19 protein-coding genes and 2 pseudogenes are annotated in these 25115 nt (G+C 62.2%); 11 read left to right on the top strand and 10 right to left on the bottom strand.

What is annotated here, in order from left to right:
* Positions 1-102 precede the first annotated feature (102 nt).
* Both IZV00_RS17290 and IZV00_RS17285 read right to left on the bottom strand, forming a co-directional pair.
* Positions 103-606: a MarR family winged helix-turn-helix transcriptional regulator gene (locus IZV00_RS17290; protein WP_196226859.1), complete on the bottom strand. Its 504-nt coding sequence runs from the start codon at positions 604-606 to the stop codon at positions 103-105.
* A gap of 95 nt (positions 607-701) precedes the next feature.
* Positions 702-1490 (bottom strand): HpcH/HpaI aldolase family protein, encoded by a 789-nt coding sequence (locus IZV00_RS17285; protein ID WP_196226858.1) that lies wholly within the window; start codon positions 1488-1490, stop codon positions 702-704.
* Positions 1491-1637: 147 nt separating this feature from the next.
* Between IZV00_RS17285 and IZV00_RS17280 the strand changes: the two genes are divergently transcribed.
* Genes IZV00_RS17280 through hpaH form a run of 7 tightly spaced genes read left to right on the top strand, consistent with a single transcriptional unit; the run spans position 1638 to position 9545 of the window.
* A complete protein-coding gene (locus tag IZV00_RS17280; RefSeq protein WP_196226857.1) occupies positions 1638-3110 on the top strand; it encodes an aldehyde dehydrogenase family protein in 1473 nt (490 codons plus the stop codon).
* A gap of 25 nt (positions 3111-3135) precedes the next feature.
* Entirely contained in the window at positions 3136-3993 is an 858-nt protein-coding gene (locus IZV00_RS17275; RefSeq protein WP_196226856.1) for an extradiol ring-cleavage dioxygenase, read from the top strand.
* Between the two features lie 2 nt (positions 3994-3995).
* On the top strand, positions 3996-4904 hold the full coding sequence (locus IZV00_RS17270; RefSeq protein WP_196226855.1) for a fumarylacetoacetate hydrolase family protein: 909 nt from the start codon (positions 3996-3998) through the stop codon (positions 4902-4904).
* Complete coding sequence (locus IZV00_RS17265; RefSeq protein WP_196226854.1) at positions 4901-5878, top strand: 2-dehydropantoate 2-reductase; 978 nt, start codon at positions 4901-4903, stop codon at positions 5876-5878. Before IZV00_RS17270 ends, IZV00_RS17265 begins: the two co-directional genes overlap by 4 nt.
* A complete protein-coding gene (locus IZV00_RS17260) occupies positions 5875-7287 on the top strand; it encodes an FAD-binding oxidoreductase (RefSeq protein WP_196226853.1) in 1413 nt (470 codons plus the stop codon). The genes IZV00_RS17265 and IZV00_RS17260 overlap by 4 nt, the downstream gene beginning before the upstream one ends.
* Before the next feature lie 7 nt (positions 7288-7294).
* Complete coding sequence (locus IZV00_RS17255; protein ID WP_196226852.1) at positions 7295-8728, top strand: aldehyde dehydrogenase family protein; 1434 nt, start codon at positions 7295-7297, stop codon at positions 8726-8728.
* A 10-nt stretch (positions 8729-8738) separates the two neighbouring features.
* Positions 8739-9545, top strand: a complete 807-nt coding sequence (gene hpaH, locus IZV00_RS17250) for a 2-oxo-hept-4-ene-1,7-dioate hydratase (protein ID WP_196227497.1) — start codon at positions 8739-8741, stop codon at positions 9543-9545.
* A 19-nt stretch (positions 9546-9564) separates the two neighbouring features.
* Here the strand turns inward: hpaH and IZV00_RS17245 are convergent, their stop codons facing one another.
* The gene (locus IZV00_RS17245; protein ID WP_196226851.1) at positions 9565-10464 is read right to left on the bottom strand and encodes a LysR family transcriptional regulator; all 900 of its coding nucleotides are present in this window, start codon (positions 10462-10464) and stop codon (positions 9565-9567) included.
* A gap of 222 nt (positions 10465-10686) precedes the next feature.
* Between IZV00_RS17245 and IZV00_RS17240 the strand changes: the two genes are divergently transcribed.
* Genes IZV00_RS17240 through IZV00_RS17225 form a run of 4 tightly spaced genes read left to right on the top strand, consistent with a single transcriptional unit; the run spans position 10687 to position 15232 of the window.
* Entirely contained in the window at positions 10687-11919 is a 1233-nt protein-coding gene (locus IZV00_RS17240; protein WP_329604509.1) for an aromatic amino acid transaminase, read from the top strand.
* Between the two features lie 36 nt (positions 11920-11955).
* Positions 11956-12717: an SDR family NAD(P)-dependent oxidoreductase gene (locus tag IZV00_RS17235; protein ID WP_196226849.1), complete on the top strand. Its 762-nt coding sequence runs from the start codon at positions 11956-11958 to the stop codon at positions 12715-12717.
* Positions 12717-13625 carry a DMT family transporter gene (locus IZV00_RS17230; RefSeq protein ID WP_196226848.1) on the top strand — a complete coding sequence of 303 codons (909 nt, stop codon included), beginning with the start codon at positions 12717-12719 and terminating at the stop codon, positions 13623-13625. The genes IZV00_RS17235 and IZV00_RS17230 overlap by 1 nt, the downstream gene beginning before the upstream one ends.
* Positions 13626-13651: 26 nt before the next feature.
* The gene (locus tag IZV00_RS17225) at positions 13652-15232 is read left to right on the top strand and encodes an FAD-dependent oxidoreductase (RefSeq protein WP_196226847.1); all 1581 of its coding nucleotides are present in this window, start codon (positions 13652-13654) and stop codon (positions 15230-15232) included.
* A 58-nt stretch (positions 15233-15290) separates the two neighbouring features.
* Here IZV00_RS17225 and IZV00_RS17220 read toward each other — a convergent pair.
* The 7 genes and pseudogenes from IZV00_RS17220 to IZV00_RS17190 all read right to left on the bottom strand — a co-directional run.
* Positions 15291-15527, bottom strand: a pseudogene (locus IZV00_RS17220) (cation transporter); the annotation flags it as partial.
* Positions 15520-15996: pseudogene (locus IZV00_RS17215) on the bottom strand (efflux RND transporter permease subunit); the annotation flags it as partial. The pseudogenes IZV00_RS17220 and IZV00_RS17215, both read right to left, overlap by 8 nt.
* 207 nt (positions 15997-16203) lie before the next feature.
* The gene (locus tag IZV00_RS17210; RefSeq protein WP_196226845.1) at positions 16204-19533 is read right to left on the bottom strand and encodes a glycosyl hydrolase; all 3330 of its coding nucleotides are present in this window, start codon (positions 19531-19533) and stop codon (positions 16204-16206) included.
* Positions 19534-19549: 16 nt separating this feature from the next.
* Positions 19550-20488 (bottom strand): alpha/beta hydrolase, encoded by a 939-nt coding sequence (locus IZV00_RS17205; RefSeq protein WP_196226844.1) that lies wholly within the window; start codon positions 20486-20488, stop codon positions 19550-19552.
* Positions 20489-20515: 27 nt separating this feature from the next.
* Positions 20516-21826 carry a family 1 glycosylhydrolase gene (locus IZV00_RS17200; protein WP_196226843.1) on the bottom strand — a complete coding sequence of 437 codons (1311 nt, stop codon included), beginning with the start codon at positions 21824-21826 and terminating at the stop codon, positions 20516-20518.
* 20 nt (positions 21827-21846) lie between these two features.
* On the bottom strand, positions 21847-22686 hold the full coding sequence (locus tag IZV00_RS17195) for an alpha/beta hydrolase (protein WP_196226842.1): 840 nt from the start codon (positions 22684-22686) through the stop codon (positions 21847-21849).
* Between the two features lie 67 nt (positions 22687-22753).
* A complete protein-coding gene (locus IZV00_RS17190) occupies positions 22754-25108 on the bottom strand; it encodes a TonB-dependent receptor (RefSeq protein WP_196226841.1) in 2355 nt (784 codons plus the stop codon).
* Positions 25109-25115 lie beyond the last annotated feature (7 nt).

Genomic DNA, 25115 nt, shown 5'->3' with positions numbered 1-25115 from the left:
TTTAGAAAATTTCACAATATAATAGATTTAGGGATAAACAACATTAAAATGCCAAATAAATGGCACCGAAATATACAGTAGTATTGAGAATGATGTTCTAATTTATTCTATCCACTCGTCATCATCTACATTGGATTGAAGATGATCTTCAAGGCGATCGAGAAAGTTGAAAAACTGCTCGGCCTCCTCGGGCGAAAAACATTCGAGAAGAGCTTCACCCACTTGCTTGCGCTGCGGGGCGATTGCGTCATGGGCCGCAGCGCCTTCGGCCGTCAGGCTGATGATCTGCTTGCGGCGGTCGGTCGCGGAAGTCCGGGTCGTCACATATCCAAGCTCATTCAGATTTTGGACGACCCGGGTGATATTGGCGGCGTCCAGGCCCACCATCGCCGACAATTCGCGATTGGTCAGCGGCCCCCGGCTCGCCAGTTGCAGGATGACCCGCCAGTCGCGTGCGCGCACCACTTTGCCATCGGGCATTTTGAAATCCGACGGCCGGGCGATCTTGGCGGAAAGCAAATGGATGCGATGTGGCAGGAAACGGCGCAGGTTGATGGTGTCGCGCGGCTCGACGCCGGGGGGGAAATTCCGTTTCTTGGTCTGCATATCTTGTCCGCCAGCTATGATTTGATGAAGGCTCCGTGCTTCGCACAACATCGTGTCGTGGTCGACAGCGCGAGTGAGCGTAGTGGTTCGCATGGTCAATATCCCAGCGGCTCCAGTGCGCCCCTTGTGCAGAAGCGTGCCGCCAGACTGTCCACCCCGCTCGCCAATATCGTAGCATCCGTGCCGACACCCACAAAGGTGCAGCCCGCCGCGATATAAGCCCGTGCAAGTTCGTCGTTGAGCGTCAGCAGGCCGACAGCCTTTCCGGCATGTGTGACGCGACCGATCAAGGCGTCGATCACCTTTCGCACTTCGGGATGATCCGGCTGTCCCCGATGACCCAGCGATGCTGCGAGATCGGCCGGACCGATGAAGATGCCGTCGATCCCATCCACCGCCATGATCGCATCGAGCGCATCCATGCCCAGCTGGCTCTCAATCTGGGCCAGCACACAAATTTGCTCATTCGCGTCATCTATATAATTTCGATCCCTGCCCCAGCGAGAAGCGCGTATCTGGCCAGCGGCCAGACCACGGTTGCCTTGCGGCGCATATCGAGTCGCTGCGACGATAGCCGCGGCCTGATCGGCGCTTTCCACAAAGGGCGCGAGAATTGTCATGGCCCCGATGTCGAGAACTTGCTTAATACTTGTCGCGTCAGTCGCGGGCAGGCGCACTATGGGGTGCGAGCGAGACCCGTTCATCGCTTGAAGCTGAGCCATGAGATTGGGTATCGAATGAGGCGCATGCTCCGCATCGAGCAGCAGCCAATCGAAACCGGCGGCGGCGCACAATTCAACCGTGACGGGCGTGCCGAGCGTCTGCCACAGTCCGACCTGGACCTGCCCTGTGCCCAACGCTGCCTTGAAACGGTTTATCGTCATCGCGCGTCCATCTTACTGGCGAAATGCCTCTCAATGGCACGAACAGATAGATCAATGTCATTGACAACGCAACTAACAACTTTCATATGAAATGGCATTGAAGCGCTCGCAGAGCCTATCTCCGACATCATTTGGATGCCAAAACCCATGCCAGATATGATCAGCATCGAAGGATTCCCGATCTCGCCCCTCCATTATATCGGCGGGCAGAGGACGGCTTCCGATTCCAGTTTCGAGATATTCTCGCCCATCGACGGGCGCATTTTGGGGGAAGTTGCCGAAGCTTCGCCGGAGTTGGTTGGACAGGCTGTCGCGGCGGCGCTTTCAGCGTTTCCGGCCTGGGCGGCGTTGGGCGCTGAAGGGCGAAAGCCTTATCTTGACCGGTTCGCCGAAGAAATCAGCAGGCGTGCGGAAGCCTTGTGTTTCACCGAATCGAACGATGCAGGCGTGCTGCTTTCACGGATGCGGCACGGCATCGTGCCGCGCGCGGCGCTGAATATCAGCTATTTCGCCGAGCATGCCATGACCCTGCAAGACAGGGTGATCGAAACCGCGCAGGCGACCCATCATGTGCGGCACGATCCGGCAGGCGTGTGCGCGATCATCACGCCATGGAACTCGCCATTGATGCTGACGACGTGGAAGGTCGGGCCGGCGCTGGCTTCGGGCAACACCGTGGTCGTAAAGCCGCCTGAATGGGCGCCGCTGAGCTGTTCGTTGTTGGCGGATGCTGCTGACGCTGCTGGACTTCCACCCGGCGTTTTCAACATCGTGCAGGGCAGCGGCGCAGTCACCGGCGCGGCTCTGGTGGCCGATCCCCGCTTGGCGCGCATTTCGTTCACCGGTTCCGTGCCGACCGCGAAGCTGATTGCGCAGGTGGCCGCTGCAAATCTTGTTCCCGCCAGCCTTGAACTTGGCGGTAAATCGCCCTTCATCGTTTTGGCCGATGCCGATCTGGATGCGGCGGCGGCGACCGGCGCGCTCATGTACCGCAACGCCACGCAAGTCTGTCTTGCCGGTACGCGCTTCCTGGTGGACGCCAGTGTCCGTGACGAATTTGTCGAGCGCATGGCGAGCTATGTCGCAAAGCTGCGCGTCGGCGATCCGCGTGACGAGGCGACCGAAGTCGGGCCTATCATCCATCCCCGCCAGATCGCCCGGGTGCGCGGCTATGTCGAACGCGCCAAGGCGGCAGGCGCGCAAGTCCTGTGGGGCGGCGGTGATCATGATTATGGCGACCTCTACTTCCAGCCGACAATGTTTGCTGGCGTAGACGCCGATGCTGAAATCGTTCGCGAGGAAGTTTTCGGGCCGGTTCTGGTTCTTCAGACCTTTGAAGATGATGAGGAAGCCGTTCGTCTGGCTAACGACACCGTCTATGGGCTGGGCGGAGTATGCTATGGCGAAGAGGCCCATGCACAGGCGATAGCCGAGCGCGTGCGGACCGGCTTCATCTGGGTCAATTCCTTCGGCATTCGCGATCTTGCTGCGCCCTTTGGCGGACGTGGCCAATCGGGCATTGGCCGCGAAGGAGGCGAGTGGAGTTTCGAATTCTTCTGCGACGTCAAGGATGTCGTCGTGCCCAAACAGCCCTTCAAACCCAGCTTCAGCCACCGCTGAACACCAAATAACAGGATATTAGAAAATGGGCACTATCGTTGGCGCCGCATTGGTTTCGCATCACCCCGGATTGATGCAGCCGGAAGATTTCCGGATACAGATGGGCGCAGGCCAGGATTCCGATCTTGTCCCCGGTTTTGCCAGACTGCGCGAACGTATCAATGCGGTCGAAGCCGATACGCTCGTAATATTCGACAGTCACTGGTTTACCACCGGCTATCATTTGTTCGACGCGGGCGAACATTATTCGGGGACTTATGTGTCCGACGAGATGCCATGGTATCTTTATGACCAACCCTATGACTATAGAGGTGCGCCGGACCTGGCCCGCTTGTGCGAAGATGTCGCCGCCGAACAGAATGTCATGGGGCTGGCGACAGCCCATCCGTTGCTGCCGCGCCATTATGCGACGATCAATGTCGTCAACGCGATCAAGGCGCATGAGCGCGTGTTGACGGTCGGCACGTGTCAGAACTGCAAGTCCGAACATTTTCTGGAGTCCGGCCGCGTGCTGGCCGAGGCGATCCGGCGCAGCGACGCGCGGGTCGTATTGCTTGCATCAGGCGCGCTCAGCCACAAATTCAACGGCATCAACTGGGTCCAGAAAAATCCCCGCATATATGATCCGGAGAATGTCTCCAGCCCTGAAAATGTCGAGAGTGATCGTGAAGCGATCGCGCTGATGGAAGAGGGGCGGCACGATGTGATTGTCGACCGTTTCCCCACTTTGTACCGCAAGATACCCTGGGAAGGATTTGGCGGCCATTATCTTCAGATGATTGGAGCGCTCGGTGGGCGGGACTGCCGTGCGAAGGGGGAAACTCTTTCGGAATATGAGAATGCTCGCGGTACGGGCAATATCCACATGTGGTTCGAGGTTTGAACATGAGCGTCCTTAATGGTCCACGCATCGAGCGCCGCCGCGTCATCGTCAACAACAGCGCCTATTGGGGCACCATGCAGGATGATGGTCAGCTGAGGCTGGACGATGGCAGGGTCTTCGATCCAACTGGTCTCCAGCATCTGCCGCCGCTCGAGCCGATGCCGAGCAAGATCATCGCGGTTCACTTAAGCTATGCATCGCGCGGCATCGAATCACGCAACAATCCCAAGCCGACCGAGACCCCTACCTATTTCACTAAACCCATCACGGCCCTGAATGGCCATGGCGGCGAACTGGTGAAGCCCGACGGCATCAAATATCTGAATTATGAGGGCGAGTTTGCCGCGATCATCGGCAAGGTCACCCGTAACGTGACGCCCGAAGAAGCGTGGGATTGTATCGCGGGCTTTGCCCCGGTGCTCGACATGGGCGCGCAGGATTTCCGCGACACCGACCAGGGGTCGATGCTGCGGGTGAAGGGCATGGACGGTTTCTGCCCGATCGGCCCGGGCATCGTGTCAGGTGTCGATCCGCGAAATGAAGTGCTGCGCACCTATCGCAACGGCCTGTTGGTGCAGGAAGCGAAGATAGGCGAGGAGATGGTCTGGGGGCCGGACTATATGATCGCCGATATCGCCCGCTACATCACGCTGTTGCCCGGCGATGTCATACTGACCGGAACGCCTGCCCATTCGCGTTCGCTCGATCCGGGTGACACGATCGAGGTGGAGATCAGCAATATCGGGCGCCTGCGCAATCATGTCGTCGCAGGGCCGCGCCCGCGTGCTGACGGCATCGGTCATCCGCCGATGGACACGCCGGAGGTGCGCCGCGTGTCGCTTGGTTTCGATGAGCGCGTACGGGAAGATCTCAAGGCCAATTACCGGGCGGCCAAGGAGAAGCAGGCATGATGAAGGTTGGTATCGTCGGGGCTGGAGCGATCGGCTGCTGGCTGGGCGCGCGGTTTGCGGCGGCGGGGCATGACGTATCCGTTTTCGCGCGGGGCGAAACACTGGCGGCGCTGCGTGAACATGGATTGCGCCTGACCGACGATGGCGTGACGAACGCTTATCCGGTGAAGGCGGATGACGATGCTGCCCGGCTGGGGCATCAGGACTTGGTCATCGTCGCGGTCAAGGCTCCGGCCATGCGCGCCGTCGCAGCGGCTGTCGGCGCGATGATGGGAGACGGCAGCATCGTCCTGCCAGCCATGAACGGGGTGCCATGGTGGTTCGCCGACGGGCTGGGTGTTGCAGAGGAGCCGACCCGTTCGATAGTCGATCCTGATGGTGGCATCCGCGCGAATATTCCGTCAACTGCCGTGGTCGGCTGTGTCGTTCACGCCAGCACCTCGCTGGTTCAGCCTGGCCATGCGCGCCGGAACATGAGCGACGTTCTGATCATCGGGGAACCGGGCGGCGGCATCAGCGACCGGGTAACGAAGCTGGCGCAGGCGCTGGAGTCGGTTGGTCTTGCCGCCAAAGCCAGCGCCGCGATCCGGCAGGATATCTGGTACAAGCTGTGGGGCAACATGACCATGAACCCGGTGTCGGCAATCACCGGCGCTACTGCGGACCGGATCATCGACGATCCAGATGTGCGCGACCTGCTGATGGCGGTGATGGCGGAGGCCGCGACGGTCGGTGAACGCATCGGTTGCCCCATAGACGAGCCGGGCGAAAACCGCATTGCCGTCACCCGCAAGCTGGGCGCGTTCCGCACTTCCATGTTACAGGATGTTGACGCGGGACGCCCGATAGAACTCGACGCCCTGCTCGGTGCGCCTCGGGCGATCGCAGCCGCGCTGAATGTGCCTACGCCTGCCATGAACATGCTCTACGGCCTGACCCGCCTGTTCGGTCAGACGCGCGGACTCGTGCCATGACTGAAGACCGCCTCGCATCCCTGAAGGCGGTCTTCGCGGGGCGAACCTTCGTCGATCAGGCGGACATGGCTCCATTCCTGACCGACTGGCGTGGTTTGTGGCGTGGGGATGCGATCGCTGTCGTGCAGCCGCAAACGGTGCAGGAGGTCGCGGCGATCATGCGCTGGGCGAGCGAGACCGGCACGCCGGTGACGCCGCAGGGCGGAAACACGGGGCTATCGGGCGGATCGGTGCCGGAGAGCGGAAGCAGGGGCATCGTCATGTCCCTGACCCGCATGAACCGGATCCGTCGCGTCGATACGATCAACAACAGCATGACGGTGGAGGCCGGATGTCTGTTGGCCCAGGTTCAGGATGCGGCCGATCAGGCGGGACGACTCTTCCCCCTGAGCCTGGCAGCCGAAGGGAGCTGCACGATCGGCGGCAACCTCGCCACCAACGCGGGCGGCACGGGCGTGCTGCGCTATGGAAATGCGCGCGACCTGTGCCTGGGGCTGGAGGTGGTGACGGCGAACGGGCAGATATGGAATGGCCTGCGCGGTCTGCGCAAGGACAATAGCGGCTATTCATTGCGCGACCTGTTCGTCGGATCGGAAGGGACGCTCGGCATCATCACGGCCGCTGTCGTCAAACTGTTCCCGCGCCCAGCCGCGCAGGTCACCGCCTTTGCCGCCGTGGAGAGCCCGGCGGCGGCTCTGGCGCTGCTGGAGATGATGCAATCGCGGGCGAGCGATCGCCTGACGGCCTTTGAACTGATTAGCGACATCTGCCTCGATCTGGTATTCGATCATGTTCCCGGAACGCGGCTGCCGGTTTCACAGCCCGCACCCTGGTATGTCCTGGCCGAAGTCAGCGATCCTTTAAGCGACGAGGCGGCGACCGAGACTTTGCAGGGCGCGCTCATGGAAGCGTTCGAAGCTGGAGTGGTGCTCGACGTCGCTATTGCCTCGTCGATAGCCCAGAGCCAAGACTTTTGGGCCCTGCGGGAACATGTGTCGGAAGCGCAGGGCGCGGCGGGCAAGACCGTCAAGCACGATGTCTCCGTGCCAATCTCCGATATCGGCCTGTTCATTACCGAAGCCACAACTGCCCTCATGCGGCTCCATCCCGACGTCCGGCCAGTGATATTCGGTCATCTGGGCGACGGTAATCTTCACTATAATATCTCTCCTGCGATCGGGGGTGATGGCGAGGCGCTGCTCGCCCGACAGGGTGAAATCAATCGGATCATCCATGACATCGTAGTGGCGCATGGCGGTTCCATTTCGGCCGAACATGGACTTGGCGTCCTGCGCCGCGATGAGGCGGCACATTATAAGGCACCCGTCGAAACCAGCCTTATGCGCGCGATCAAGCACGCGCTTGACCCCGCCGGGATACTGAACCCCGGCAAGCTTATCGCTCAATGAGAGGATAATGGCCTTGCAATATCGCAACCTGATCGGAGGCGAATGGGTGAGTGGCAACCCATCGCCCAACATCAACCCGTCCGACACGAACGATGTGATCGGCGAATATCACCAGGGCGAACCCGCCGACGCTGCTGCTGCGATCGCCGCGGCGCGGGCGGCCTTTCCTGCCTGGTCGCGCGGGCCGATCCAGCAGCGGGCCGACATATTGGACCGGGTCGGCAGCGAAATCCTCCAGCGGACCGAAGAAATTGCCGATCTGCTTTCCCGCGAGGAAGGGAAGACGCTGCGCGAGGCGCGTGGCGAAGTGACCCGCGCAGGCCAGATATTCCGCTTCTTCGCGGGCGAGGTCGTGCGGCAGTGCGGCGACAAGCATGACTCGATCAGGCCCGGTGTCGAAATCGATATCACGCGAGAACCCGTCGGCGTCGTGTCGCTGATCACGCCCTGGAATTTCCCTATCGCCATACCGGCGTGGAAGATCGCGCCTGCTCTGGCTTATGGAAATACGGTGGTGTTCAAGCCCGCCGATCTGACGCCGGGCTGCGCGTGGCTACTTGCCGAGATTTTGCACCGCGCAGGCATTCCGTCGGGCGCGTTCAATCTGGTCATGGGGCGGGGATCGCGGCTGGGTTCGGTGCTGGCAGGGCCGGGCGTCGATGCGGTCAGTTTCACCGGATCGGATGGGGTGGGCCGCAATATTCTGGCCGCAGGCGCAGAGCATGGCTTCAAAGTCCAGCTGGAAATGGGTGGCAAGAACCCGCTTGTCGTCATGGCGGATGCCGAACTGGACGTTGCCGTGGAGTGCGCGCTGGACGGCGCCTTCTTCGCGACGGGGCAGCGGTGTACAGCATCCTCCCGCCTGATCGTTGAAGACGCTATCCACGACCGGTTCGTGGAAGCGCTTTCGAGGCGGATTGGTGAACAGGTCGTCGGCGATGCCCGCGCGGCTGACACCACGATTGGCCCTGTCGTCGATGAGCGGCAGTTGCGGAGCAATCTTGATCATCTCGCCCGCGCGCATGAGGACGGGGCGACGCTGGTGACCGGCGGCGAGCGTGTGGAACGTCGCACGCCCGGCTTCTTCCAGTCACCGGCATTGTTCGTGGACACCCGATCCGGGATGCGGATCAATCAGGATGAAGTCTTCGGCCCGGTCGCTTCGGTTATCCGGGTGGCCGATTATGACGAGGCGGTTACGGTTGCCAACGATGTCCGCTTTGGCCTTGTGGCAGGCATTTGCACGACATCGCTCCGCCATGCGAGCCGGTTTCGCCGCGACGCCCAGGCGGGGATGGTGATGGTGAACCTGCCGACTGCGGGGGTCGATTATCATGTGCCTTTCGGCGGTCGCAAGGCGTCCAGTCATGGCCCGCGCGAGCAGGGCTCCTACGCTGCCGAATTCTACACGACCGTAAAAACCGCCTATGTTCGGGCGTGAGGATGGAATGATGCCGCTTTCTCCGGAAGTCATAGACCAATTGGCTGCCAGCCTTGATCATGCCGAGCGGACCCAGACGCAGGTCGATCATTTTTCCATCGCTTATCCAGATCTGACGATCGAGGATGCCTATGCGATCCAGAAGGCGTGGGTCGCGGCCAAGATCGCAGGTGGTCGCAGGCCTATTGGTCATAAGATCGGGCTGACCAGCCGGGCGATGCAGCGGGCCGGGAATATCACCGAACCTGATTACGGGACCCTTCTGGACGACATGCAGTTTCGCGACGGCGGCGATATTCCAACCGCGCGCTTCATCGTGCCGCGCGTCGAGGTAGAGCTTGCCTTCATTTTGAAGGATCGGCTGTCAGGACCCAACTGCACCATCTTCGATGTTCTTTCGGCGACGGACTATGTCGTGCCCGCGATCGAGTTGATCGATGCGCGTATTCGACAGGTTGATCCGGCCACCAAAGCCACGCGCAAGGTGGTCGACACGATTTCGGACAATGCCGCCAATGCGGGGATCATCATGGGCGGCCGACCAATTCGCCCGCTCGATACCGACCTTCGCTGGGTATGTGCCACGATTGCCCGCAATGGCGTGATCGAAGAATCAGGTGTCGCGGCAGCGGTGCTGAACCATCCGGCAAACGGCGTCGCCTGGCTGGCGAACAAGCTGCATCCCTATGGCGTTTCACTCGAACCGGGTGAAATTCTTTTGGGAGGATCCTTCACGGCTCCTGTCGCGGCACGACCCGGCGACACATTCCATGTCGATTATGGACCGCTCGGGACGGTGTCCTTCCATTTCACCTGACGGCCTGGGACGCCTCACATCATTCGGGATTCATATGTTTCTGTATGAAAGCGCGCAACCGTATGACCTTTTCCGGCATCACGCGATCAATTGATTCATAGAGCGTCAGGTAACGGATGATCTCCGGTTCGACGACCCGCCGCATCGTCAAGCCCCAGCATATGGCGAAAGGTTCGACATATTGCGGGGAGAAAGTTACGCCCAGGTTGGCGGCTGCCATTCCCAGAGCAGTCGTCATATTGTCGAAAACCTGTTTAGGCGCGATCACAAAGTCATGGTTGAGCGTTGCCCCAAACGGCCCGACGCTATGTTCATGGTCCCGCCCTGCCATGAAAAAATCCACGCCTGCCAGATCGGACCATTTAACCACGGATTTGGCGGCGAACGCATGGTCAGGTGAACACCACAATACCCAGGGAGAGGCATAAAGGCGCGTAGCGGCAATATCGCCGCCCTCTGTGCGGTCCGGCCCCAGCGCCAAGTCCGCTTCCCCGCTTCTCAACCTTTCAGCCATCCATTCAACGCCTGTGTCGATGACGCGCACCTCCGTCCGGGGTTCAACCTCGCGATAGGCGGCGATGATTGAGGGAAGGAGCATGGCCGCAACCGCCTGGGGCGCTGCAACCCGGATCACATCGACCGACTGGTTAGCGATGTCTGCCGCCGCGACCGCCGCCGTGGTGAAACGGTGCTGGACCGAAATAGCGACCGGCAGGAATTGTCGGCCCTGCGCCGTCAACGCGATCTTGCGGGTGGTTCGTTCAAACAAGCTGAAGCCGATCACCTGCTCCAGCTCGCTGATCAGGTTGCTGACAGCCGATGGCGTGAGATGCAGGCGGCCAGCAGCCAGCGTGAAGCTGCCTTGTTCCGCAGCGGCGATGAACGCACTAAGCTGGCGAGTGGTAAAGCGTGGCGCCACCGGCTTCTCCTCAATCAGCGCTGACTTTTCACGAACCCTGCATTGCTTCTACCTCGCAGCTAAGGGTTCACCAAGCCGCAGGCTATGATAGCAGAGAAAATATCATTGACTAAGCAATGAATGACGTGCATTTGCAACATTATTGTTTCAGCTAAATTGGTTCTCTGCTAGAGAGTCGGCCCTAATCCTCGATCCCGTCTCAGGTCTTGTGAGCCGGTGCCGATGGAAATTGCCGCCCCGCAGCACCGCCCACTGACGGTTAGAAAGGCACCCATGTTCGAATTGCTCAAGCCAATGCCTGCAGACCCGTTGTTGCAGATCATCACCGCGCACCGGGCGGACCCGCGCGAGGATAAGATTGATCTTGGCGTTGGCGTATATCGCGATGAGGCCGGACATACGCCCGTGATGAGGGCCGTTAAGGCTGCGGAAAAAATCCTGGTCGGAGAGCAGCCGAGCAAGGGTTATTTGGGCATCGTTGGCGACCCCATCTTCACCGACCTGTTGCGGCCGATCATATTCGGAGCGGAGAGGGGTGATGCGGAACTAATCCCTGCGGTTCAGACGCCGGGGGGCGGCGGTGCGCTCAGGTTGGGGGCGGAACTGATCGCGACCGCGCGACCCTCCGCCAAATTATGGCTGGGCACGCCGAGCTGGCCGAACCACCGTCCGATTTTCGAAGCCGTCGGCGTCGAAGTGCGGGAATATGCTTTTGCGGATCTCCATAAGCAGGAGCTGCTGTTCGATCCCATGATGGACGCGCTGTCGGAAGCATCAGCGGGCGACGTGGTGCTTCTGCACGGATGTTGCCACAATCCCACCGGCCTCGATCTGGATCACGCCCAATGGGAGGCGGTCGCCGATCTCTGCGCCAGGAACGGGCTCGTGCCTTTTGTCGATCTCGCTTATCAAGGTCTGGGCGAAAATCTTGAGGCCGACGCCGCTGGTTTTCGCACTATATTCGACAAGGTGCCCGAACTGCTACTCGCCTATTCGTGCGACAAGAATTTCGGCTTGTATCGTGAGCGCACCGGCGCGCTATATGTCAAGGCGCCGAACAATGAGCTTGCGCGCAACGTCGCGAGCAACCTTGCCGTCCATGCGAGGGTGAGTTGGTCGATGCCGCCTGACCATGGCGCGGCAGTGGTGCGCAAGATCCTGGAAGACGCGGACCTCACTTCGGATTGGCGCGCCGAATTATCCGATATGGCGCAGCGGATCCATGCCGTGCGCAGTGCCATTGCTAGCGCGGCGGAGCCGCTGGCCCCGATCGCGCGGCAGCATGGGCTGTTTTCCAACCTCGCTGTGTCAACGGCGCAGGTCGATGCGCTGCGGAAGGAATATGGCATCTATATCGCCCCCTCGGGGCGGATGAATGTGATGGGACTGCGCATCGAAGACGCCCCCCGGCTTGCTGATGCGCTGACAAGCGTTGGAGTGATACCCAAGCAGTGAAACTCTGACAGCGTGGTTTTGGAAGGAACGGGGTCGATGCGCTTTAAGGATAAGATCATCATGGCGACCGGCGTGGCGACAGGGCTTGGCCGCGTCGCTGCCGGATTGTTCGCGAGAGAGGGCGCGAAGCTTCTGCTCGTCGATTATAATGAGGCAGAGCTTCAACAACTGGTGGCGGAGCTTCATGGTCAGGGAGTAGAGGCTGCGGCGGTTGTCGGGGATGTCTCGAGAAGCGAAGTCGCGAACGCCGCGATCGCCAAGGTCGAAGCAGTTTATGGCCGCCTCGACATCCTGCTCAACAATGCCGGGATCAATCCTGTCGGCAATATCGTCGATACGCCTGAAGATGTCTGGGATCGCACGATTGCTGTCAATTTGCGGTCGGCCTATCTGTTTTCCGCCCGCGCCATTCCGTTGATGGAGAAAAATGGGGGCGGCACGATCGTCAACACGGCCTCCATTGCTTCGTTCAAGGCTTCCACCGCGGAAGCCGCCTACAGCGTGTCGAAGGCTGGGCTGTTGCAGCTGACGCGCGTTATCGCCAAGGATTTTGCCGCGCGCGGCATCAGGGCCAATGCGGTTTGCCCGGGCTTCCTGCCGACATATATGGCCGACCGGCTGCAGGGTGCGTCCGATGAACAGCAGGCCGCTCGATCGCGCAAGGCGGCAGAGCTGGTGCCGATGGGACGCGAGGGTAGCTATGAAGAGATTGCCAACATCATAGCATTTCTCGCCAGCGACCAATCATCTTACATGAATGGGGCTGGCATCACCGCTGACGGCGGCCAGACAGTCTGATGGACGCCGCCCATCTCGGCTTGATCGCAGGGCTGGGCGTCGCAGCCCTGTCGGCTACCACCAGCCTGCTCGTCCGTTTCGCCGGAGCACGCATTCCAGCAATCACGCTCAATGCGTGGCGGTGCACTGTCGCGGCCCTGATCTTCCTGCCGTTATGGTTGGTGAATAGCGGAACGGTGCCCGATGGCTGGACGATCCTATGGATCGGCCTGTCGGTCCTGTTCAGCATCGTGATAGGCGACACATCCTTTTTCCTGGCGATCAAGAAAATCGGCGTGTCCAAAGCGACGCCGATCGCGAAATCCTTTCCCGTCTTTACCGTATCACTATCCTGGCTATTTCTTCAGGAAGCCGTTGGCCCGCTTAAGCTGCTGGGCGTAGCGCTGGCGGTGGGGGGGACGGCTCTCATGTCCCAGCGCGCTCCGGGATCGGTCATCGCCGCCGCGCAGGAGGGCGAGGAAGAGCGGCAATCGGCCCGGGATCATTGGGTGGGATTTGCGATCGCCATAGGCACCGCGCTCGCCTGGGCAGTGGGAACGGTCGTGCTGCGGGTGTCGCTAACCAACGCGGATGTCATTACAGTCAGCCTGTTCAAGACGATCATCGCAGGCTCCATCCTGTGGACGCTGTCGGGACCAGTCGATCATTTGCCGGTTAGAGCTGTGCTGCGGAACCGTACGAATTTCCTTCTGGCATTAGCGACAGGCATCACGCTGGCGGGCGCGGGTTTGTTGCTGGTCTATTCCATATCTGTCGTAGGCGCGGGCGCGGCTGCGGTCTATGCTGGCTTGGCTCCCCTTTTCGCGGTGCCGCTAGGTATGCTGATCTTCAAGGAAAGAATGGGGATCAGCGCAGGTATTGGATCCGTGCTGGCGGTGGCTGGCGTCATTTGCGTGTCGATGGGATAAGGCGCACCATGCAGGCGGAGGCTTGATTGGCGGGACGGGACAGGCAGTCGGTTGACGCGGTTGTCATTGGATCCGGCGCGGCAGGGCTGACGGCGGCGTTGGCACTGCGGCATGCGGGTGCGGACGTCATGCTGGTCGAGGCTGAGGATGTGCTCGGCGGAACATCAGCCATTGGCGGGGGCAATCTCTGGATTCCCGGTAGCAGCCCTATGGCGCGGGCTGGATATGGGGATGATCTGGATGCTGCCGCTACCTATCTCCGCCGCGTTGGCGGGACGCAGCCGCGATCCGACAATATCGACGCTTTCATCGGCCACGGCGCGCGCATGGTCGATTTCATCGAGGCGCGCGGAGCGCTTCGGTTCACCGCGATCCCACGCCATGATTATCATCCGGACTGGGATGGCGCAGGGTTCGGCCGCAGTCTGGAGCCGGAACCCTTCAGTGCAGGTGCTTTGCTGCAAGAGCGGGCAGGCTGGTTCCGCACCAATGCCGGTCGCGCGCCTCTCACCTATGTCGAATATCGTGCCGGCGGCAATCCGGCGACGGTAGCGATGCGCCGCGAGGAAGACATCAGGACGCAAGGCGCGGCACTTGTCGCCGGGCTTGGCTATTCCTGTATCGACATGGGAGTCGATATGGTGCGCAGCGTCGCGGTGAATGCTGTGAAGCGCCAGCAGAATGGCCGATTTGCAATCGAGCTGGCAGATGGCCGCGATGTTGATGCAGCATCAGTGGTCATCGCATCTGGAGGCTTCGCGGCAGATCCGGCCAAAAGGCGCGCCCTGCTGCCCGCCGTCGATTTCGTCCCTCTCACGGCCGGGCGCGCAATGGGTGACGGCCTTCGCTTCGGGCTGGATTGTGGGGCCGACCTTTTCGGCCTTGGCGATGGATGGCTGGGCGCGGTCCATGCACCGGACGATGGCAGGCCTCCCTTTCTGGTGGTGCGGGAACTTGCATTGCCCGGATCGATGCTGGTGAACGGGGACGGCCACCGCTTCGTCAACGAAGCCTTGGGATATAATGATGTGGGCCGCGGCATGCTGGCGTTCGACCCCGCACGGGGGAGCTATTTCTGCGCCCGCGCATGGCTGATCTTCGACGCCGCTTTCAAGGCGCGTTCCCCTGTTCTGGGCATCGCGCCAAGCGATTCTGCACCGATGAATTGGCGACAGGCTGATGACTTGGTGGAACTGGCGCGGAAGCTATCGATGCCAGCAGATGCTTTGAAGCGATCGGCTGAACGGATGAACGAAGCGGCCGACAATGGCAACGACAAGGATTTTGGCAGGGGCGGAGATCCCCACCAGCGGTTCAACGGTGACCCGTCGCATGTACCCAATCCCTGTCTGGGCGAAATTTCCACCCCCCCTTATTATGCCGCGCCCATCCTTCCGGGGCTGTGTGGCACGAAAGGCGGTTTATTGGTTGATGCCGAAGCTCGAGTGCTGGACCGGTCCGGCGACCCGATCCGTGGGCTTTATGCCTGTGGCGATGTTGCTCCTACGATCATGGGTTTCGGCTATGCCGGGGCGGGCGCATCTCTAGGACCTGGAATGACCGCGGCATTGCTAGCTGCAGAGGCTATCGCGCGAGATAGTATATGAGTTCATGCTGATCATCCTGGCTTCACAGTTCGGAATCGGACAGTCGCCTATCGGCCAATCGCGCGCTGGGATGGCGTTTCGAAAGCCACGCCGCCCCCCAAGCGATCAACAGGCCGAGCACATCTGATAGATTGTGCCCCGCATCCGCAAGCAGCGCCATCGACCCGGAAGTGATGCCATAGACAGCCTCCACGACCACGAACCCGAGGTTGAGTAACGTGCCCAGCGCAAAGGCGCGTCCGAAGTCCGATGGTGAATGGGCATGATCATGGTCATGCCCCGCGTGGCTATGCATGGTTGGATGCTCCTTCCGCCCCGTGGTCTGTCAACTTCTCAACCAGATGCTGGGGTTCCTCCAGATTTTCCTCGTAGGGCAAGTCCTTCTGCCCATAGCGGGCATAAAGCGTCGGCAGGACGAAGAGGGTGAGCAGCGTGGCGGAGATGAGGCCGCCGATGACGACCGTCGCCAGCGGCTTTTGAACCTCCGCGCCTGCGCCGGTGCCGAGTGCCATGGGCACGAAGCCAAGGCTTGCCACCAGCGCGGTCATCACCACCGGGCGCAGACGCTGGATCGCGCCGGTACGGGCCGCTTCGGCGCGGTCGACGCCCTTGCGCATGAGGTCCTGAATGGAGGACACCATGACAAGTCCGTTCAACACCGCGATACCGGACAGCGCGATAAAGCCCACTGCCGCCGAGATGGAGAAATCCATCCCTCGCAGGAAGAGCGCCAGCACGCCGCCCACCAGCGCGAGTGGAACCCCTTTTGGATGCCATGTCGTCCACTTGCCCCTTGAGAAAGCGGCCGAGCGGGCCTGAGATGGCGAGGTCCGGCAAAGTCATTGTCGATGATGACCCGCGCCAGCGAAGACCGGTGCGATGGAGCGGCCCCCAGCGTACCGGGTAGCGCCGCCATCATGGTGGCCGCCGACCCTAGAAATCCCTGCGGTCCGCGCGATGAGCAGGGGCTCTCACTGGGTCCACAGCGTTACCGGGCCGATCAGACCGCTGGGACGTAGGGGCGCGTTCCGTTTATAGGTAGGCGCGGCGGTGAAGGTTATCGGTTTGGCGCCCGGCTGCTTGTCGCCGATCAGACGGTTGACCCAGAGATTGGCGACTTTCACCTCCAGCTGGTTGCTGCCGGATTTGACGAAGCGGCCGATGTCGAGGCGATAGGGTGCGAACCAGCTGGTCCCGGCAAGCTGGCCGTTGACGCGGACTTCGGCGAGGTCGCCTACCTTCCCAAGATCGAGCCAGAGTGGCTGTCCGCGCTTTGCGCCCTTGGGCAGTGTGAAGCGGCTGGTGTAGGTGGCGATGCCGGAGAAGTAGCGGACGCCCTCTTGCCTCGCTTCATTGAGTGGCGTGAGTTGGGGCATCGGCAGGGTGGCGGGCGCACCCCGGCCGGGCTGGAAGCTGATCTGCCATGGCTGGTCGAGCGTCGCGATCTGGCGCGGGGTGGGCGCGGCGATCGTCGCGGCGGGGGCGCTGACGGGCTTGCGGAAGAGGATGAAGAAGGCATCTTCCGCGCCGACATCGAGGGGGATGACGGTTTCCTGGCCTTCGGTGCGGTAGGAGACAGGTGCTGCCGTGCCGTCGATGGCGCGCCAGATTTCGGGCTGGCGGCCGGTGACGCGGAAGCGGGCCTCGATCCTTTCCGCGCGGTTCTGGCGGTTGTTGACGAAATAGAGTTCGCCGTCCGGCAGCGTGCGGTGGACGAAGCGATACTCGGTGTCGGGCGCGCCGCCGGTGACGCGGAAGTCAGGGGCGATGCCAACGCGGGCAAGGGCGGCGTCCGGGTCCTGGCTGGGGATGATGCGTGGTTTGGCGGTGGTGGTGCCTTTCCACAGGCGGTCGACCAGCGCGGCGAAGGCGGCGGGATCATCCTTCATGGCGGGGTCGCGCTCGGGCGCTTCGCCGATGACGGGGATGCCTGCGTCGGCGATCGCGGCGATGCGGCGGAGGGTGGGGAGGGTCATGACGCGGCTCGACCCGCCGAGATAAAGGGCGCGGTAGCGGGCGCCGCCTGGGGCGACCAGCTGGCCGTCCTCGACCTTCAGGACATTGGCGAGTATGTCCGCGTTGACGAAGTCATAGCCATAGCCCTTGGGCAGTCCCGCCGGTTCGCCGGTTGCGAACAGGGCGGTAATGGGCGCGTCCTCCCCATGGAACCAGGCGATTTCGGCATGGTCGCGGCCCTGCTGAAGCAGGTAGCTGGTGCGGGCCATGTAATCGACCCAGGGGCGGGCCATTTCCGCCCAGCTTTCATGCCGGTTGAAATATTGGCCGAAGATCATGAGGCTGAGCCCCGGCACCTTGTCATCCACCGGCTGGTGGACGGAGGTGTGGACGATCGGGCGGTTGATGCCGGACGCGAATTCCAGATCGATGATCCGCTTCAGGTCCGAAGGCGCGAACGCCCAGGGCGAGGAGACGGAGGTCATGGATTCGGCGGCGACGATATTCTGACCATAGATATGGGCGACCGACGCCGCGCCCTTCATGTCGCCGAGCAAGGTCGGGCGGGGCTTTGCGTCGCGGTTCCAGGTCCAGAGCGCGGCCATGGGCACATCGGCATGGCTGCGCATGGTGAGGTCGTCGCCCAGCACCGGGCGCACATCCTCCAGCGCCTCGCCGTAGATGATAAGGCCATTTTCATGCGCGACCTTGGCAATGGTGCCGTAGTGCGCATCGGCGAGCAGATCGGCCAGCGTCTGGCGATAGTCGTGGAGGAAGGCGTTGCTGCGCGCGGGCGAGCCGACGATCGCGCCGGTGAGGACGGGTAGATAGGGCAGGGGGTCATAGCCGCGCCGGGCGGTGAATTCCTCCACCATGCGCGGGGTCCAGTTGGAGGGGCCGACCTCTATGCTGTCGGTCAGGAGCGCGCGGATGCCCTTTGCGCCGATCCATCCGGGGCCGACTGCGTCACGATACATGGAGAGGTAGGTTTCCATGTAGCGGCGGACGGCGGCGGGATCATATTTGTCGACTTCGAGGCCGGTCGCTTCGGCGGTCGCGGGATGGTTGGTCTTGCCGAGCAGCGAATAGCCGAGGCGCAGGATACGCCAGTCGCTGCCCGAAGGCGGGGTCCAGTCGAGCGTGCCGTCAGGGCGCAGATGACTGCTGATGTCGATGACCTTCGATGGGTCGATCGCGCCAGCGGTGGAGGATGATCCGGCAGGGAGGGCGGTGTAGTCGCGCAGGACGGTGAAGCCCGCCTTGGCCTCGAAGCGGTCGAGGCGGGGTTCGGCGGATAGCTGGAGCGCGCCGATGGCGAGCTTGGGTTTGGACGGTTCAGCGAAGAAGTCGATGGTGACGGCACCCGGAACGCCGTCGCCAAGGCCGGGCGCGCGGGGCGCGTCGTTGCGCCGCAGGACGATGCGGAAGCGGCTGGCGGTGACGGCGGGGAAGGCTATCGTGGTAGCGGCTTCGGACAGGGGAAAGTCGCCGATCTGGCGCCAGTCGCCGCCTTGCTGCGCCTCCAGCACCGGACGGTAGGCGGGGTCGCGGAAGGGGGGCTTGGCATTGGGGACGAAGAGGCTGGCGGAGCGGACCGTGACGGGCTTGCCATAGTCGAGGATCAGCGTGCCGGGCCGATCGGGGGTGCCGGTGGTGATTGGGGCGGTGGTGTTGAGATCGGCATCGTCGAGCGCGGCGGCATCGATGGCGGTGCCGTCGCCTTGACGCATTTGCGGGCGGGGCAGGTTGGTGGGCTTTACCGGATAAGCGAGCAGGCGGACGTCGCGATAGAGGGGGGCGAGCTTTTCCGCGCCGCCCATGCCTTCGAATGCGGCGGGGAGGGACGCGTTCTGGAAGGGACCGACCGTGGCGGGTGGTTGAGGCAGTGGGCCGGTCACGCGGCGGCCTCCCCGCACGGTGGTTTCCGCCCAGACGAGCTTCTTCATCGCGTCTTCTGGCTTGACCCAGGGGCCGCCAGTTTCGCTCCAGCCGGGGGAGGAGGCGATGGCGAATTCCAGGCCCTTGGCATCAGCGGTACGGACGGCGTGGGCGAAAGCGTCCTTCCACTCAGGCGTCATATAGACGAGGCGCTTGGGAACGATCTGCGGCGTTGCCAGGCTGGCGTCGAAATTCTGAACGCCGCCGATGCCCATGCGGGCCATCCAGTCGAGATCCTTGTCGATCCCGTCCTTCGTCACATTGCCGTTCATCCAGTGCCACCAGACGCGCGGGCGCGCGCCTTGCGGCGGATTGCGGAAGCCGTCCGCCAGGTCGTCAGCGAGCAGCGGCGTGGTGAAAGCCGTGCAGGCGAACAGAAACGCAAGACGGAAGACGCGGGTCTTCATGCCGGTATCCTTTGGATCAGCGGGCGGGGGGAGAGGAGAGGGATGCGGAGGAGCCGAGCAGGCCGCGCATGCGCATCCAGTCGGTGAATTGCGGCAGGAGCCCGGTGGTGGTGGTGCCGGGGCGGCCGGCACCGAAGCCATGTTCGCCCCGCTCATAGGCGTGGAGTTCGACCGGACGGCGAGCATCGCGCCAGGCTTCGGCAATGGCAAAGCCCTGCTTCTTGAACAGGCTGTCGTCCATGGCGATAGCGGCGAACATCGGTGGCGCGTCGGCGGGAACGGCGACGGCAGTCATGGGGCCGTAAATGTAGCCGATGAAGGCGGGGCGGGCGTCACCCTGCCCTTCGAGCACGGCGTTGAGCGCTGTCATGGCTCCGGCAGAAAAACCCATCATGCCGAGCCGGGCGGGATCGACGCGGAACTCCTTCGCGCGGCTGCGGATCATCGCGAGCGCGGTCAAGGCATCCTGCGTCGCGCGAGGCTCCTTGATATTGTCCGTCGCGCCCGGCCGGATCGCCTGCACCATCCGCTGGCCCACATATTTGCTGTAGGCCTTCGCATCCCGAGGCGATTCGTTCAGGCGATATTTGAGGACGAAGGCGGCAATGCCCTGGTCGGCAAACCAGCGGGCGATTTCCTCGCCCTCGCTGGTCATGGAAAGCTGTAGAAAGGCACCGCCGGGCGCGACCAGTACGCCTGCGCCAGTCGCCTTGGCCGGATCGGGGAGATAGGGAGTGATCGTGGGGCGGGTGACATTGCGGACAATGTCATTTTCCATTTTCACCTGACCATAGCGGATGCTGTAATGTTCCCACTGTTCGTTGTCAGCGTCCTTGGCAGACGGATAGAGGGGGATTTCAGCAAGCTTTGGCTTGGGGATCGGGGTGACCTGCGTCTGAGCGGTGGCGGGAAGGGCAATCGTGAGGGCCAGGGTGGCCAGAATCAGACGCTTCATCGAATGGGTCTCCTCTCTACCTGCGTATTAAATCGCATTGTTGCGTGCGATTGCACCATATACAGTCGCGCTCGGCTTGGGAATGCGCGTAAATGTCGCAGGATCGACGCTGTAAAGGCCGAATTTCGGGCGGTAGCCAAAAATCCATTCGAAATTGTCGAGGAGAGACCAGTGGCTGTAGCCGATGACGGGCACGCCAGAGGCGATGGTCTTTTGCAGTTCGGCGAGCGCGGCGGGAATGAGGCGGGCGCGGATGCTGTCGTCGTCGGTGCCTACGCCATGTTCGGTGACAAAGATGGGGACGCCGGTCGCTTCATACGCGTAGCGGACAGCCCCGGCTAGAGAGGGCGCATATACTTCCGCGCCGGAATAGTTGAGCTGCGCGCCCTTGGGCGGGGGAAGCTTGCCCTTGTCGCTCCACATGTTGCGTTCGTAATTCTGGACGCCGAGGAAGTCGTCGGCGCGTGCGGTGTCCAGCCATGCGCCGTAGAGTTCCCGCCGCTTGGCATCGCGCAGGCTGTTGCGGCCGATGGCCTGGTCGTCGAACATGGAGAGGGAGAGGCCGACGGGCAGATCGCTGCGCACGGCCTTGATCGCTGCCTTGGCCGCCTTGTGCGCGGGGACGAGGTTTGCCTGCATGGCGTCGAGATCGTCGATGTTGGCGGCATTCAATGCGGTGAATTTGGGCGTGCCCATGCGGCGGGCAGCTTCGGCGAGCATCGCCTTTTGCGCCTCCAGAACCTGCGGCGGCAGGACGATGGCGCGGAGGACCAGGAGGATGTTGGGTTCGTTGAAGGTGATGGCGTAGCTGATGCCGCCTGCCAGATGCCGGGCGGCGCGATCGCAGAAGCGGGCGAAGAGCTGGATGCCTTCGCTGTTCGTCCAGCCGCCCATGGCGCCGAACCAGCGCGGCGCGGTGAAATGGTTGAAGGTGACGACCGGGTTCAGGCCGCGTTCCCGAGCGCCTTCGATCATGCGCTTGTAATGATCGAGCATGGCGATGGAAAAGAGGCCGGGTTCGGGCTCTATCCGCGCCCATTCGAGGGAGAAGCGATAGCTGTTGAGGCCCATGCCCTTGGCAAGGTCCATGTCCTGCGGCCACAGGGCGAAGCTGTTGGCGGCGTCGCCCGAGGGCGTGGAATAGATTGTGGGCTTGATATTTTCGAGCAGCCACTGGTCGCTGGCGACATTATTGCCCTCCCCCTGATGCCCGGCGGTGGATGCGCCCCAGAGGAAGCCTTGCGGGAAATGGCGGCTGCTCAGCTTATCGGCGGCTGCAAGCGCGGGACTGGCGGCGAGGGCCGCGCCGGTGGCGATCAGGGTCCGGCGGTCGATCATGTCTCTCTCCCTTTTTCGGGTTAGTTTGTTGTGTCTTTGATGAAGGCGCAGATTTCGTCGGCGAGGCGGCGGTCGCTGGTGCCGAGGTGCATGGGCAGGCTGTAATGATTGTGGCCGCTGGCGATCATCGCGCGCGGCATGGTGCCGTGGCGATTGAGACGGTCGTGTATCAGCCCGAGAAATTCCTGTTGGAAACGGGCGGGGTCATGTTGGGCGCAGGCGATGAAGAGGGGGAGGGTGGTGGAAGCCACGGCTTCGAGCGGCATGCGGTCAGGGTAGAGGGCTGGGTCGCCATAATAGAGCGTGTCACGATCATCGAGCGGGGTGTAGCCGTAGAGGCCGGAGAGCAGGATGGCGGCGCGGATATCGGCGGTGCCGTGAAGCTTGATATAGCCTGCCACATGGACGGCGCCTGCGGAGGTGCCCATGAGGACGATGCGGCTGGGGTCGCCGCCATGCTGGGCGGCGTTGGCTTTTGTCCAGGCGATGACGGACGCTACATCTTCAGAACCTGCGGGCCACGGATGGTCGGGGGCGAGGCGGTAATTGGGCACGATGCCAACGAAACCCGCCTGCGACGCCATGCGGCCGACATTGGCATTTGGCCAGCTCTGAGAGCCGCCCTTGTCGCCCTTCAGGAAACCACCGCCGTGGAAGAAGATGAGGATGGGGATGGGGGTTGCCGCCGAGGGTGCGTAGAGGTCGAGGCGATGGCGTTCGTGCGGGCCGTAGGCAAGGTCGAGCGCCGTGGCGGGCAGGCGGTCTGCCAGGGCGCTTTGTTCGGCATCGTAAAGCGCCTTCGCCTGTTCAAGGACGGCTGGCCCAAGGGTCTGGCCCATTGCCGCGATATCGTCGCTCATCCCATCCCGTCCTCAAATGGCACCTTATGCGGCGAGCGGTCCCACATGGACCGCCCGCCCGCTTGGGTCAAAAGCGCGCTTCGAACGAAACGCCGATGGTGCGTTCGGCTTCCCGCGTCCGCCAGTTCACATAGCCGCCATCCGAAAAGGGCAGGCCCAGAATCGCCGAGTTGAAATCGACGTCGAACAGGTTGCGCACGAAACCGCCCACGCGCCACGCGCCGTCCGCATCGCCGATCCCCAGATTGACGTTCACCACCTCATAGGCAGGCTGGATGGTATTCCTGTCACCCACGGCATTCTGCGTCTTGGACCGGAAGGACAGGTTGCTCGAAGCGTCGAACGTGAGGCGGTCGGTAACCGGATATTCCCAGTTCGCGCCCAATACCACGCTATATTTGGGTGAGCCGGGCAGGACTTCCCCGCTGGCGTCGAACAACTGGCCTGGCGTTGATGAGGCATTACAGACCGTTGCCGCTGTCCCGGAAACGACGAACACGGTTGGACAGGCGGTCACATAATCGGTGAATTTCGCGTCCGAATAGGTGAGGGACGCGTTGACCGAGAAGGTCTTGGACGGACGGGCGACCAGTTCGACTTCAAACCCTTTTACCTCCGCGCCGCCGGCATTTTCGGTGAGGAATTCCTGACCATCGAAGACTGACGTCTGAAGATCCTTATATTTGTCCCAGAAGGCGTTGAGGTTGACGGTAAGCGTGCGGTCGAGAAACTGCATCTTCGCGCCAGCCGTGATGTCGTCCACCGTCTGCGGCGCGACCGTGCTGCGGGTTCCGGTGAGACCGGAGAAGGTGACGGTCGGTCCCAGATAACCGCGTGCATAGGTAGCGTAGAAGAGCAGGTCGCGGTTGGGCTTATATTCGAGGCCCGCGCGACCCGAAATGTCGGTCTTCTTTGCCCGACCGGACTGCGGTGCGCGCACGGTATAAGGTGCGGTGCCCGACGGCGTGAAATTATTGGCGGGCGAAGGCGGATCGAAAGGCGCCAATTCGGGATCGACATAGGAGTAGTTCAGCGCCTTCACCTTATCCCGCGTGAGGCGCGCGCCGCCGATCAGGCTCAGCGTGTCGGTGATATGATATTTGCCATCGAAGAATAGGGCGGCGCTGTCCGATGTGGTGCGCGTGACATTGTAGCCCGCCGTGATCGAAATGGTCGGGAAGGTCGAATAGGGCAGCGCCGGACGCAGGATGGCGCTCTGGCCGCCGCCAAGGCCGGTCTTCTGGCGCGAGAAGAACAGGCCCGCAATATATTCGAGCGGCTGGCCCTGCGGCGAGGTGAGGCGCAGTTCCTGCGAATAGAAGCGCTTGGTTTCGCCCTTCGATTTGGCGAAGAACTTTTCATAGGGCAGGCCGTCGATCGCATAGGTGTAGGGCGCTTCGTTGAATTCGCGCCAGGCGGAGACGGAGGTCAGGACATGGTCGCCCAGTTCGAGATCGACTTGAAGCGAGGCACCGTAATTTTCGACATCGTAGAAGCCTGCGCCGTCTTCGACCGACTCTTCATTGTGCAGGCCGGGCGTGACGCCCAGCGCCGCGAGGTTCACAATGGGAACGCCAGCGACGCCGCCGGGCGCGGTCTGCGCGGCGGAGAGCCTGTTGAGCGTCCAGGTCTGGCCCGGCCCCTTTTGCTTCTGGCGCGAATAATCGCCGATCAGGGTTACGGAGAGGCCGTCGGTGGGTTCGACCAGCAGCTTGGCGCGGGTGCCGTAATAATGCTGGCCACCCCATGTCTCATCGCGGACGACATTCTTGATAAAGCCGTCATAGGCGCGGTCGAAGGCATAAATGTTGAGCGCGGCCTTGCTGCCGATCGGGATGTTGACCGCGCCATGGATGTCGCGCTCGTCAAACGAGCCGTAGGAGGCGAAGACATTGCCGTTGAATTCGCCCAGCTCCGGCTTTTTGGTCGTGATGTTGATGACGCCCGAGGAGGCGTTCTTGCCGAACTGCGTGCCCTGCGGACCTTTAAGCACTTCGATCCGTTCGAGGTCGCCAAGGCTGTTCACCGGGCTGCCGAAGCCGATGACGACGTTATCGACGACGAGGCCGACCGGCGCTTCGGATGCGCTGGTGAAGCCACCCAATGTGCCGACGCCGCGGACGCGGAAACCGGCGTCGTTGGGGGTGGTGCCAAACTGTACGCCCGAGAAGGTGTAGGCGATGTTGGTCAGGTCCTTGAAACCGGTCGCGGCCAGCTGATCTCCGCTGAGGGCGGAAACGGCGATGGGCACGTCCTGAAGGCGCTCGGCGCGGCGGGTGGCGGTGACGATGATGTCCGCGCCGCTGCTGGCGGACTCGGCGGCCTGTTCGGACGTGCTGCTGCCTTCCTGCGCCCATGCCGGCGTGGCGAGGGCGAGCAGGCTGGCGCTGCCCAAGGCTATGCTGGTCGTGAACTTACGCATGATGTTT

This window comes from Sphingobium sp. Cam5-1 (genome assembly GCF_015693305.1).
Taxonomy (GTDB): domain Bacteria; phylum Pseudomonadota; class Alphaproteobacteria; order Sphingomonadales; family Sphingomonadaceae; genus Sphingobium.
This window is presented reverse-complemented; position numbering and strand designations above follow the sequence as displayed.